Genomic DNA, 12924 nt, shown 5'->3' on the forward strand with positions numbered 1-12924 from the left:
ACATGGTTACATTTGACGCATTTGAAACCCTCTTTCCATTTGATCCCGGCGAGATACTCCTTGCAGTCCAGATCCGTTTTGAAGCGATCGGAGAACTCTAGAAGGTTTTGACCCTTGAAAATATCCATATAAACCCTATATTTATTGAATTCAAAAGTATGAATTTATCTACTGACCTCTATAACACTTATTTACCGGCATCAAGAAATACAATAGACTCCACCAACAACTCAAAGTCCTGTGGCTTTTTATTCCCAATCAAAAAGCGCAATTCTTCAATTGTTTTTTGGTCAAAATTGGGGAGGTCAACTTTTCTACCACGAAAGGTAGGGCGGAGGTCGGCCAAGGTAAATTCTAGGGTTTGCCAGTCGCCCGTAGTATCAAATTCCGTGATATAACTGTAATAGGCCTTGCGGTCATGTTTTACCCGAAACTGGTAGGACTTGCCATCACCCTTTAGGCGTATACGAATTTTACTTTCAGGACTAACGCTTAGGGTTTCCATAGCGTAACGTACGGAGGAGAATCCGCCGTTATTTTCTAGGGAAACTTCTCCTGAGAATTTGCCATAACCTTCGCTGGTCAGGGAAAACGAACCTGAAGAAAGGCCGCCCATGACCACATCGTCTACGACCTTCCAGTTATTCGTGGTTGGGTTTTCTTTAAAGTTTACGATGGTCTGTGCGGTCATAGGAATGGAAATTAAAAAAGTAAGTAGTAGTAATTTAGTTAACATACGGCATCCCAAGGATACAATATTAATTCGTGTTATTTTAATGCAATCACACTTTTGAAGTGTTCTAATTTTTTTGGCTGTTAGTTACTGGCTACTGGCTTTTGTTCTTTCACTCTTTCACAAACACCATACAATGTTGCCAGGGCAGGTTGTCCTTATTCTCTTTGAGTATCAGTCCCACCGCCTTTAGTTCCTTTACCGCTTGAGTTTCGGTCATTTTATGTAATTTTTTAATGGGGACATTCGGGTCTTCGGCGCGGTATTCAATGAGATACAGTTTGCCATTAGGTCTCATGGCTTTTTTAATGGAGGCCATCATCTCATAGGGAAAGCTCATTTCGTGGTACACATCCACAATGAGCACCTTATCTACCGAATTGGGTTTGAGGTTGATGCTTTTTTCACTGCCTTTGACCAGGGTCACGTTTGCGAATTTACCGTCGGATTTTTTATTCCGCATGGCGGTCAGCATCTCCTCTTGAATATCTACCGCGTAGATGGTTCCTTGCGTAGCTCTGGTTGCCATTCGAAATACATGATAACCGGAGCCGGCCCCAATGTCCGCAATGTCATCGGTCTTGGAGATATTCATGTTTTCTAATAGCGTAGTGGTGTTTTCTTCGGTCTCACGTTCATCGCGTTCTAACCAGGACATGCCTTGGTAGCCCATGACCTGCGCAATCTCCCGGTCCATATACCATTTTCCGATACCGCTGCGGTCACCGTCCTTAAGCGTATAGCGATTTTCTTGAGCGGCTAGGGAACTTGTAGTCAATAAAAGGAACAGACCCAGAAGTTGTGAAATTCTTTTTTTCATTTAAATGAGATTTTCTTTTACGCGATAATCGATATTTATAGAGATCCGACACTTGCGTCGAAATAAATGTTGACTTTCCTTAAAATGCCTCATTCGCTTGCCCCCGAGGTAATTTACTGTAGTTGTCTAAAGGTACAAATTAGGGGATTGTTGAAGCCTTAAGGAAAGTTTAAAGTTATTAGATTTTACATGTCCTTTAATCCCTCGCTGCGGCTCTGCTCAGCACATGCTTATTAGAGCGAGGGCTGATACTCTTGAAAACAAAACCGTTTCCCTCCTAGTAAGGAGGGATTAAGGGAGGTGTTCTAATAGTATAAAAAGGAACCCTATAAGTCCACAAAATCCTAATTCGTCGACCCTATGATTTCAAATTTGGCAAAAACATGGGTGTTTTCCTTTATTCATAGACTTTTTCCGTATCTTTTTGAGGACCAATTTCAAAGAACCCTTATGAAACAAAAGACAATTCTAGTTGTACTTGCCCTATGCGGCATGACGAGTGCCTTCGCACAAAAAAAAATATCCAAAAAACAAATTGAGAAGCTTAAGACCGAAGCTGCAGCCATAGTGGAGACCAACAAAAAGCAGTCCCAGGTAATGGTAGATAAAATTTTCAGTTTTGCCGAACTGGGTTTTCAAGAAGTAGAATCTTCAAAATACCTTACAGGAATTTTATCGGACAACGGTTTTGAAATCGAAAACTCCATTTCGGGTATTCCTACAGCCTGGTTCGCTACTTGGAGCAACGGCAAAGGTCCAACGATTGCTTTGGGCAGCGATGTCGATTGCATACCCAAAGCGTCACAATATCCGGGAGTGGCCTATCATAAACCTATCGTGGCAGGTGCGCCAGGTCATGGTGAGGGACATAATGCTGGCATTCCCATGAACATTTCCGCAGCATTAGCCGTAAAACAAATTATGGAACGGGAAAATATTGGAGGAACTTTACTGGTCTGGCCCGGTATTGCCGAGGAACTCGTAGCGGCTAAAGCGTGGTATGTTAGAGACGGACTTTTTGATGATATAGATATGTGCATTTTTACGCACGTAAGTAGCAACCTCAGTGTTTCTTACGGCCCAACGAGGGGAACGGGTTTAATCTCCGTAGAGTATGCTTTTGAGGGGGAATCCGCTCACTCCGCCGGCTCCCCATAGCGTGGTAAAAGTGCGCTGGACGCGGCCGAGTTGATGAATATAGCGTGGAATTATAAAAGAGAGCATTTGCACCCGCTAAGACGCTCACATTCCATCTTTACGGATGCCGGAGACCAACCTAATGTAGTGCCTTCCAAGGCGGCCATTTGGTTTTATTTTAGGGATATTAAGTACGATGGGATTATGGAAATGTACGAGGAAGCGAACAAAATGGCCGAAGGTGCCGCCATGATGACCGGAACAACCGTAAAGCATAAAGTACTCGGAGCGGCATGGCCAAGGCATTACAATAAGGTCATTGCAGAAACCATGTACGAGAATATAAAAAAGGTAGGACTACCCACTTGGTCCGAAGCCGACCAAACATTGGCCAAGGCGGTACAGACCGAGGTCAATTCCAAAAAAATAGAAGGCTTAAGTACTGAGCTTTCTCCATTAGGATTACCGGTAATAGAACCTATAAGCGGGGGTTCTGATGATATTGGGGATATTTCCTGGAAAGTACCCACGGTAACCATGCGCTTTCCTTCTAACATTCCTGGTTTGCAAGGGCACCACTGGAGTAACGCCATTACCATGGCAACACCTATTGCACATAAAGGAGTGTTGGCAGGAGCCAAGGCCGAAGCCATGACCATCCTAGATTTTCTACTGAAACCAGAACTGCTAACGGGTGCTTGGGACTATTTTAATAACGAACAGACCAAAGAGACCAAGTTTATTCCCATGATTTCTGAAAGTGATATGCCGCCTATTTACTTGAATTCGGATAAACAAGGACAGTTTCGTTCTCAACTAGAAAAATTCTACTATGACGAAACCAAGTACGACACTTATTTAGAACAGTTAGGTCTGGAATACCCTACCTTAAAGGAATAAGTTCCGCCTAATTCATAATATGATATACCCCTATGAGTTATTTAGTATGTAGGGGTATTTTTTTGTCTCTATTTGGAGTTATAACACTATCGCATTTTAGTTTGATTTCTAGACCAACCTTTAATAGTTGTAATAGTATGAAAATTAAACCAGGTATGTTATCTTGGTAAATTTATACTACGAAACAGCATATTAACTTATGAAGTCTACAACACCGGAAAATACGAAAGAAAAAACGGACTGTGCCGTAACCTTTTGCATGGCTCAAATAGGAGGGAAGTGGAAACCTATTATTCTATTTAGAATCTCTAAGGGAACTAATAGATTTACAGGGCTTTTAAAGGAGATTAGCGGTATTAATCGGCAAATGCTCAGTAAACAGCTAAAAGAGTTGGAGAAATCTGGAATATTGGAGCGGAAACTATTTCCAGAGATTCCGCCGCGGGTAGAGTATTCTTTAACTCCGTTCGGGAAGTCTTTACTATCGGTAATTCAATCCATGAATCGATGGGGTATTAAACATCAAACTAAGAAAAAAACTAAATCCGCTCAAAGCACGAATCAATTGCCCTTGTTTGATTGAACAGGAAACGCTATACCAATCTTCTTTCCAACAGCGCCATATAGAAGCCGTCAAAACCACTTTTTGAGGCATAGATTTTCTTGTCATTTATCAGGGAAAATTCTTTTCCTTCGTCACTCGATAAAAAGGATTTTACCTGGTCTAAATTCTCTTGTGGCAAAATGGAACATGTGGCGTAGACCATTTTTCCTCCGGGCTTTAGGATTTTACTGTAGCTTCTAAGGATTTCTTGTTGTGTCTTGGTGATTTTATCCAAGAATTCTGGCTGCATTTTCCATTTGGTATCCGGATTTCTTCGGATTACCCCTAAACCGGTACAAGGCGCATCAATCAATACCCGGTCAGCACTACCGTATAGTTTTTTGAACACTTTGGTAGAATCTATCTCCCGTGGCTCTATATTGTGCGCACCGTTTCTCCTTGCTCTTCTTTTCAGTTCCTTTAGTTTACTACCGTAGATATCCATTGCAATCAACTGACCCTTGTTCTCCATTAAGGCCGCTAAGTGAAGCGATTTACCTCCGGCACCCGCACAAGTGTCTACGACACGTTGCCCCGGTTTTACATCCAACATAGCCGCCACCAATTGCGAGGAAGCATCTTGGACTTCAAAAAAGCCGTTTTTAAAACTCTGGGTAATGAAAACATTAGCTCGCTCGGGTAAACGCAAAGCCGAGGCGTATCCTTTAATAGGTTCCGTGACAATACCCTCATCTAATAAAGCTTTACGAAGTTTTTCTTTGGTGGTCTTTAAGGTGTTGGTACGGAGAATTACTTCTGCCGGCTCGTTAAGTTTCGCAATTTCGGCGGTCCAGAGCTTTTCTCCGAGCGATTTCTCGCAAAGTTCATCAATCCAATCGGGCACTGCTTCCCGATATTTCCTAATTTTGGAAAGCTCGTCGAACTTCCCTTTAATTCGTCGTTCGGGAGTGGGTTCAATCTGCTTCCAGTCCGGTAGTTTAATTCCCTTAAGAACCGCCCAAACCGCCCACATACGAAACAGGTCCGGCCTACTAAAGGGTGCTTTGGTCGCTGCGATTTCAGTATACAGTCGCTTGTAACGTACCATTTCATAGGTGGTTTCAGCAATAAAACCCCTGTCTCTAGAACCCCAGCGTTTATCATACTTCAACACTTTTTGAACCACCTTGTCCGCATATTCGTTTTCATTGAATATTAAGTTCAAGGCATCGATAACGGCAAATACTAGATTTCTATGGAGTTTCATCTCGGAAATTTAAGGTTGCAAAGGTATTGTTTTAGAAGCGATTCCATTTATTTTTGAAAAAAATTATATCATGCGGTATGTTCTTATTCTACTAATTCTCTTTTCAATAATCTCTTGTTCTGAAAGTAAGAATCAAAAGAATTTTAGTTCCGTGGAGATTGAGAGCGTATACGAAGATTCCTTAAGTATACGAGCTATTGAAATAATGGGAAATAGTTTGGGCTTTGCGGCCAACAAAGGTACGTTTGGCACGTTGGAGTTAAATACGGGAACGGTCAGGACCAATATTGAGAAATACCATACGTATATTCCAGAATTTAGGGCGGTCGCATTTAATGCTACCGATTTTTTTATGCTCTCGGTCGGAAATCCTGCACTATTATACAAGACTGGAGAAGATGGTAAGATGGATTTGGTCTACAAAGAAGAAGGTGAGGGCGTTTTCTACGATGCGATGACCTTTTGGAACAACCGCGAAGGCATTGCCATAGGTGATAGTGTAAACGGATGCTTGTCCATCATTATCACAAGAGACGGTGGACATCATTGGATGAAAATCCCATGTTCCGAACTACCGGCGGGAATTAAAGGAGAAGGTGCCTTTGCAGCTAGCAACACCAATATTAAAACAATTGGAGGTAAAACTTGGATAGCTACTACAAGTAGCCGTATTCTTTTTTCTCCTAATAAAGGAAAAACCTGGAAATCCTTTCGAACACCTATCATAAATGAGGGCGATGCGGAAGGTATTTATTCAATTGATTTTTGGGATGAAAATTTAGGCGTTGCCATAGGTGGTGATTATACGAAACCAGAGGTGAGTACGGCCAACAAGGCCATCACAAAAGATGGTGGAAAAACTTGGGAACTACTGGCGGATGGACAACATCCTGAATACAAAAGTTGTATTCGTTTTGTTCCCGGTAGTAAGGGTCAAGAAATAGTAGCACTTGGTTTTAACGGTATTTCGTATTCTAGTGACATGGGTTCAACTTGGAAAAAGTTGTCCGATGCACCGTTTTACACCATTCGCTTTCAGAACGATTCTGTTGCCTATGCGGCTGGTAAAAACAACATTGCTAAATTGACTTTTAAAAGAGATTAATTAAGCGACCAGCTTTTAAAACCGGGAGTTATAAATTTATCTAGGACGGCCGCCACCGCCTTTATTGTGCCGGTATTGCTTGATGAGCTGTCGCTTAAATTCTTCCTCCGAACGCAGCAACAACAAGGTTTTTTTAGCTGAGATAACTTTGCTTATGTCCTTTAGGAAAGATTTGTCCAGTTCTTCTTCTTCCTCTTCAAAACTCAAATATTGTGTAAGCAGATTGGCCGCTTCTTTTTCCGTAAGGTTAGCTGCATCCCTAATTTTACTCCGTATCTGGGTGCGTTCTTTTTTGCGCAGTGCATCTCTTTTATTTTCGTAGTCATTATAAACAGGCCAGAATTGCTGCGCTTCTTTAGCGCTCAACTCCAAACGTTCCGTTAAGAAGGCCACTTTTAAAGATTTTATTTTGTCACGTCTCTCCTTACTCTGTGCAAAAGAGCAGGTTATGGAGAATACCAGTAGTATTAATAATAAGTTATTCCTCATCTTCTAAATTTAAATCGTCAAAATCATCAATATTTTCATCCAAGTAATCTACAATATGTGCATCATTTAACTGCGTATTTAAAAAATCACTTATCTCCATTCCGTCGACAGGTATTTCCTCGGCTATTTCGTAGGAAGGGAGTTCAAAGTCGTTGTTTTCAAAATAAGAATCTATCTCGGAATTTGCCAAATCATCCCAGGAGGGTTGTTGTTCCGTATTCCAATTTAAACCTAACACCAAAAGAAATAGCGCAGCTACGGACGCAGCAGCCATATAGTATTTTTTGAAAGGATGTAGCTGAACTACTTTCGTTTCTTTTACGTTTAATTTGTGCCGAATATTCGAATGCAAGTTTTCAAAATAACCATCGGGTAGGGCAAAGCCATCCTCTTTTGGTAGCTTTGGCGCTTCATGGCCTACAGCATCCTTAAGTGATTCCGACAACTTTTCAAAATAGCCGTCGGGAGTTTTAAAAGGATTATTTTTATTGAATTCGTTCATCATTATTGTTTGACTGTCAATCTTTTAAAAGGTTTAATCTTCACTCGCTAATCGAGATTTAAAATGAGCCAAAGCTTACGGCTAAATCAATAGTAATTTTCTTCTTTGTGCTCATGGCTTGCTCCAAGGTTATTTCTTTAAATGTACTTTAATTTTTTTCACCGCTAAATGATAGGATGCTTTTAGTCCGCCAACCGAAGTGTCCAATATTTCCGAAATTTCCTCGTATTTCAATTCTTCAAAATACTTCATGTTAAAGACTAATTTTTGCTTTTCTGGCAAGGTAGCAATAGCTTTTTGTAGCTGAAGCTGAATGGCATCTCCTTCAAAATAGACATCGGCCGCTAAACTTTCCACCAATCGGTCCTGATATGCTCCATCGTTCAAACCTAACTTTCTTGATTTATGCTTTAGAAAACTTAAGGATTCGTTCGTTGCAATACGATACATCCACGAAAACAACTTACTATCTCCTTTAAACCCATTAATATTGCGGTACACTTTTATGAACGTGTTTTGCAATACATCATCTGCATCATCATGATTCAGTACAATTCTACGAATATGCCAATACAGTCGTTCCTTATGCGTGTTTACTAACAGCTCAAAGGCCTTTTCTTGGGTCGCTTTATGCTGTAATTCGTTGACTAAAGTTTCTTCTGCAATCAAAAGAGGGCTTATTTCTTATTTGGACTACTAAATTGATAATTAGTTTAATTTCATTTGTTTCTTTTTTGGCAAAAAGGTCTATTTACGGAGCAATAACGTCGAAAAATGATATTAGGGAAAGCTCTCAAGCCTTAACAAGCTCAACATTAATTGCTACACAAGCGTCAGAAAGTTATAAATCTCGATTATCAAGTAAGCTGTAATAAAATGGGCTATGCGTCAAGAGATTGCATGGTGACCAACTTTTTATAGGTGCCGTTCTTTTCTATGAGTTCTAGATGCGTACCTTGCTCTACGATTTCTCCTTTCTGAAGTACCACTATATTGTCCGCATTCTGAATGGTAGATAAGCGATGGGCGATTACAATGGAGGTACGGTTCTTCATCATTTTTTCTAACGCGTCCTGTACCAATCGTTCACTTTCTGTATCCAAGGCTGAGGTGGCCTCATCCAAAATCATGATTGGGGGATTCTTTAAGACCGCCCGTGCTATGGATAAACGCTGTTTTTGACCACCGCTTAGTTTATTACCGCTATCGCCAATATTGGTGTCGTAACCTTTTGGCAGGTCCATTATAAAATCATGGGCATTGGCAATTTTAGCGGCCTCCTGTATTTCCTCCAAAGATGCGCCCTCTTTTCCCAGACCAATATTGTTCTGAACGGAATCATTGAATAGAATGGAGTCTTGGGTAACCAAACCCAATAAACCTCGAAGCGATTTTTTTGAAAGGTCTTTTATATTGACGCCATCAATTTTGATGGTACCCTTGTTTACATCATAAAACCGTGTCACCAGATTGGCAATAGTACTTTTACCACTACCGGACTGCCCAACCAATGCCACCGTACCTCCCTTAGGAGCATTTAGGCTAAAATCCTTTAGTACATAATCGTCTTCATACTTAAAGGAGATGTTTTCTAGAGTGATATTGTTGTCAAAGGCTGTTTTCTCAATTGCATTATCAATTTCAGCAATAGGATTATTGGTCTCTAATATTTCCAGCACCCGTTCTGCCGCAGCGTTTCCTTTTTTTACGCCGTAAGACGCTTTACTAATGGCTTTGGCAGGTGTAAGGATATTATAGGCCAAGCCCATGTAGGCGATAAAAGAGGCGGGGTCTAGTGTTTCATCGACCAAAACCATTTTTCCGCCGAACCACAATAACACCCCTATGACTAAAATACCTAAAAACTCACCTGTAGGAGAAGCAAGGTTTTGACGATTTAGAAGGGTATTGCTGAAATTGAAAAAACGTTGAGTAGAGGCACTGAAAGTTTGGTAAAAACGGGATTCGGAATTAAATGCCTTTATAACTCGCAGTCCACTCAGTGTTTCTTCTATGACCGATAAAAATTCGCCTTGCTCTCTTTGAACATCATCAGATTTCTTTTTAAGGGATTTTCCTATTCTCGATATTACCATACCAGCAAGAGGAATGAAAATAAATACGAATAGTGTTAGTTTTCCACTGATTCCGAACATAATTAGAATGGTGAACAAGATGGTCAACGGTTCACGTACTATAAGTTCTAGAATAGAGAGGAAAGAATGCTGAATTTCCAATACGTCAGAAGATATTCTAGCGATAACGTCACCTTTTCGTTTTTCTGAATAATAAGAAATAGGGAGTTCGGTTATTTTTTGATACATGCTATTCCTGATGTCTTTTAGTACACCATTCCTTAAAAAGGTGATAAAATACATGGCCAAGTAATTGAAAAGATTTTTCAGTAGAAAGAGGACTAAGATTAATCCAATGACCAGTATAAGTGCTTTCATTTTGTCTTCTCCTGCATATTGCGTAACATGGTAACCCAAATAGTCTATAAAATAGTCTTTAGCGTTACTGATACCTTCAAAAACAGGAAGTTCAGTGACTGGCTCTGTTTGCTCAAACAGCACATTAAGCATTGGTATCAATGCTGCAAAGGAAAGTGCACTGAACAGCGCATAAAGGATATTAAAGAAAATATTTAGATAGCCATAACGGCTGTAAGGCCTCGCAAAGCGAAGAATCTTCTTGAAATAATCCATTAACTCAATTTAAGCTCGCTCAAAATGCGCTCTATTTTTGCATCTAGCGTAGCGGCTACAGCCTTATAATTTGAGGCCATATCCAAGTTAGTATTGGTGCTAATGTAGAATTTAACTTTAGGTTCCGTACCACTTGGTCTTGCTGCAACACGTGTACCATCCTCTGTTTCATAAATCAAAACATTGGATTTTGGAATATTTATAGCTTTTTCTTCTCCGGTAAGGACATTCTTGGCAGTAGAAGTATTGTAATCCTCTATCCACTTTACCTTAGAACCCGCAACGGAGCTTACAGGATTTTCCTTAAAGTCTTTTAGCATCTGCTTAATTTCTTCCGCACCACTAATGCCCTTTTTAGTTATGGAAACCAAGTGTTCTTTGTAAAAACCGTAGTCAACATAGCAATCGATTAAATCCTTGTAGAAAGAACTTCCATTTGCCTTCGCCTGAGCCGCAATTTCGCAAGCGAGTAGGGTAGAAGTTACGGCATCTTTATCGCGGACAAAGTCGCCCACCATGTACCCGAAACTTTCCTCACCACCACCGATAAAATCCGATTCGGGAAAGTCTTTTATCATTTTTCCAATCCATTTGAATCCGGTCAAAGCAGTTTTGAATTCCACACCATAGGCTTTTGCCATCGCCTCCATCATAGGCGTAGAAACAATGGTGGTAGCAATAAATTCGTTCCCTTTAAAACCTTTTTCTTTTCTTTTTTCCAATAGGAATTTAGTCATCAGCACCATAGCTTGGTTTCCGTTGACAATTTCCATTTCCCCGTCTAGATTTCTAACGGCAATACCCAACCGGTCACTATCCGGGTCGGTACCTACAACCATATCCGCACCAATTTCTTCCGCTTTTTTAACGGCCATGGACAAGGCTTCCGATTCTTCTGGGTTTGGTGATTTTACCGTTGGGAAGTTTCCGTCTGGTTTAGCCTGTTCTTCTATGATGGTGACATTTTTGTAGCCCGCGCGTTTCAAAACTTCCGGTATGGCGGTAATTGAGGTTCCATGTAGGGAAGTAAAAGCTATTTTGAAATCATCCTTTCCGGCAGCACTGAAATTCCCGTTTGCTACGGATGCTTCAATAAAGGCCTCGTCTACCTCTTTATCAATTACTTCGATTAAATCATCGTTGGATTGAAACTTGATATCTTCTACGCTAAGGGAGTTGATCTCGGAAATGATTTCACCATCTTGTGGAGGTACAATTTGTCCGCCGTCTGTCCAGTATACCTTATAACCGTTATATTCCGGAGGGTTGTGTGATGCCGTTAATACAATTCCCGCATGGCAATTTAAATGACGTACCGCAAAAGAAAGTTCCGGAGTAGTGCGCAGTTCCGAAAAGAGGAATACTTTAATTCCGTTCGCGGAAAAGACTTCGGCCACGGTTCTAGCCAGTGTATCGCTGTTATGTCGACAATCAAAAGCAATTACCACTTTTATATCCTCGCCGGCATATGTTTTATTGAGGTAATTACTTAAACCTTGCGTACTCTTACCCAAGGTATATTTGTTGATTCTATTGGTGCCAACGCCCATGACTCCGCGCATACCGCCCGTTCCAAATTCCATGTTTTTGTAGAACCTATCCTTTAGCTCATCGGTGTCATTTTCAATTAAATGCTGAATTTCTTTTTTAATGGCTGGGTCAAAAAAATCGGTCATCCAGCTTTTGGCGGTATCAAGGAAGTTATCCATGTAATCTGTTTTTGTTTAGTATTTAAATTTACAAAGAAAATTATATTCAAGAAGCGCTATAGGGCTATCTTAGCGGCAATAACATATCTTTTTTCCTCTCGCTTGGAGCGTATCATGATTTCGCCTAAAAATCCGGCCAAAAATAACTGGGTACCCATAACCATTGATGTCAAAGCAATGTAGAATTGTGGTCTATCCGTAATCAACCTTCCAAAAGGATTTAGGAATAGTTTATCAATACCTAAATAAAGGGCAAAACCAAATCCAATAAGAAACATGACAACTCCCAAAGCACCGAACAAGTGCATGGGTCTTTTTCCGAATTTAGAAACGAACCAAATGGTTATCAAATCCAGAAAACCGTTTATAAAACGGTCCATACCAAATTTTGTTTTTCCGTATTTTCTTGATTGATGTTGTACTACTTTCTCTCCGATTTTAGAGAAACCGGCATTTTTTGCCAAAACGGGGATGTAGCGGTGCATCTCTCCAGAAACTTCAATTGTTTTTATCACAGAACGGTCATAGGCTTTAAGACCGCAATTGAAGTCGTTCAATTTAACTCCAGAAGTACGGCGTGCGGCCCAATTAAAAAGTTTAGAAGGGAGGTTTTTAAAAATGATAGAGTCGTATCTTTTTTTCTTCCACCCCGATATAAGGTCATACCCCTCTGATCTGATTAAACTGTAAAGGGCAGGAATTTCCTCTGGATTATCTTGAAGGTCCGCATCCATAGTGATGACCACATCACCTGTAGCAGCGTTAAAACCTGCATGTAATGCTTGTGATTTTCCGAAATTACGAAGGAAACGAATACCTTTTACATTCGTATTCTCCTTTGAAAGTTTAGAAATGGTAGCCCAGGAAGCATCGGTACTCCCATCGTCTACGAATATGATTTCGTATAAAAAATGATTGGATTGCATCACGGATACAATCCAATCATAAAGCTCTTTGAGCGATTCTTCTTCGTTTAATAAAGGAATTACAATAGATAGCTGCATTGGTTG

At 40.5% G+C, this 12924-nt stretch carries 13 protein-coding genes and 1 pseudogene; 4 read left to right on the plus strand and 10 right to left on the minus strand.

The features are described 5' to 3' along the window. The 3 genes and pseudogenes from BFP77_RS14970 to BFP77_RS14980 all read right to left on the minus strand — a co-directional run. Positions 1-128: pseudogene (locus BFP77_RS14970) on the minus strand (IS1595 family transposase); the annotation flags it as partial. 59 nt (positions 129-187) lie between these two features. Then, positions 188-736: a CIA30 family protein gene (locus tag BFP77_RS14975; protein ID WP_257212985.1), complete on the minus strand. Its 549-nt coding sequence runs from the start codon at positions 734-736 to the stop codon at positions 188-190. A gap of 109 nt (positions 737-845) precedes the next feature. Beyond that, on the minus strand, positions 846-1553 hold the full coding sequence (locus BFP77_RS14980; RefSeq protein ID WP_099574862.1) for a class I SAM-dependent methyltransferase: 708 nt from the start codon (positions 1551-1553) through the stop codon (positions 846-848). A 450-nt stretch (positions 1554-2003) separates the two neighbouring features. Between BFP77_RS14980 and BFP77_RS17410 the strand changes: the two genes are divergently transcribed. The 3 genes from BFP77_RS17410 (at position 2004) to BFP77_RS14990 (ending at position 4173) form a co-directional block, all read left to right on the plus strand. Next, on the plus strand, positions 2004-2711 hold the full coding sequence (locus BFP77_RS17410) for a hypothetical protein (protein WP_257212986.1): 708 nt from the start codon (positions 2004-2006) through the stop codon (positions 2709-2711). 66 nt (positions 2712-2777) lie between these two features. Further along, the gene (locus tag BFP77_RS17415; protein WP_257212987.1) at positions 2778-3590 is read left to right on the plus strand and encodes a hypothetical protein; all 813 of its coding nucleotides are present in this window, start codon (positions 2778-2780) and stop codon (positions 3588-3590) included. A 199-nt stretch (positions 3591-3789) separates the two neighbouring features. After that, entirely contained in the window at positions 3790-4173 is a 384-nt protein-coding gene (locus BFP77_RS14990; RefSeq protein ID WP_099574863.1) for a winged helix-turn-helix transcriptional regulator, read from the plus strand. Positions 4174-4183: 10 nt separating this feature from the next. Here the strand turns inward: BFP77_RS14990 and BFP77_RS14995 are convergent, their stop codons facing one another. After that, complete coding sequence (locus BFP77_RS14995) at positions 4184-5401, minus strand: RsmB/NOP family class I SAM-dependent RNA methyltransferase (RefSeq protein WP_099574864.1); 1218 nt, start codon at positions 5399-5401, stop codon at positions 4184-4186. A gap of 70 nt (positions 5402-5471) precedes the next feature. On the opposite strand from BFP77_RS14995, the gene BFP77_RS15000 reads away from it, so the two are divergent. Further along, complete coding sequence (locus tag BFP77_RS15000) at positions 5472-6506, plus strand: sialidase family protein (protein WP_099574865.1); 1035 nt, start codon at positions 5472-5474, stop codon at positions 6504-6506. Positions 6507-6542: 36 nt separating this feature from the next. Here the strand turns inward: BFP77_RS15000 and BFP77_RS15005 are convergent, their stop codons facing one another. The 6 genes from BFP77_RS15005 to BFP77_RS15030 all read right to left on the minus strand — a co-directional run bounded on the left by BFP77_RS15005 (position 6543) and on the right by BFP77_RS15030 (position 12918). Then, entirely contained in the window at positions 6543-6995 is a 453-nt protein-coding gene (locus tag BFP77_RS15005; RefSeq protein ID WP_099574866.1) for a hypothetical protein, read from the minus strand. Beyond that, positions 6985-7500, minus strand: coding sequence for a hypothetical protein (locus BFP77_RS15010; RefSeq protein WP_257212989.1), 516 nt, complete (start codon positions 7498-7500; stop codon positions 6985-6987). Before BFP77_RS15010 ends, BFP77_RS15005 begins: the two co-directional genes overlap by 11 nt. A 126-nt stretch (positions 7501-7626) precedes the next feature. Then, positions 7627-8166 carry an RNA polymerase sigma factor gene (locus BFP77_RS15015; protein ID WP_099574867.1) on the minus strand — a complete coding sequence of 180 codons (540 nt, stop codon included), beginning with the start codon at positions 8164-8166 and terminating at the stop codon, positions 7627-7629. Positions 8167-8378: 212 nt separating this feature from the next. Then, on the minus strand, positions 8379-10205 hold the full coding sequence (locus BFP77_RS15020) for an ABC transporter ATP-binding protein (RefSeq protein ID WP_099574868.1): 1827 nt from the start codon (positions 10203-10205) through the stop codon (positions 8379-8381). Further along, the gene (locus tag BFP77_RS15025) at positions 10205-11914 is read right to left on the minus strand and encodes a phospho-sugar mutase (RefSeq protein ID WP_099574869.1); all 1710 of its coding nucleotides are present in this window, start codon (positions 11912-11914) and stop codon (positions 10205-10207) included. The genes BFP77_RS15020 and BFP77_RS15025 overlap by 1 nt, the downstream gene beginning before the upstream one ends. Before the next feature lie 56 nt (positions 11915-11970). Next, positions 11971-12918 (minus strand): glycosyltransferase family 2 protein, encoded by a 948-nt coding sequence (locus tag BFP77_RS15030; RefSeq protein WP_099574870.1) that lies wholly within the window; start codon positions 12916-12918, stop codon positions 11971-11973. Between the last annotated feature and the right edge of the window lie 6 nt (positions 12919-12924).

This window comes from Maribacter sp. 4U21 (assembly GCF_002742365.1).
Taxonomy (GTDB): domain Bacteria; phylum Bacteroidota; class Bacteroidia; order Flavobacteriales; family Flavobacteriaceae; genus Maribacter.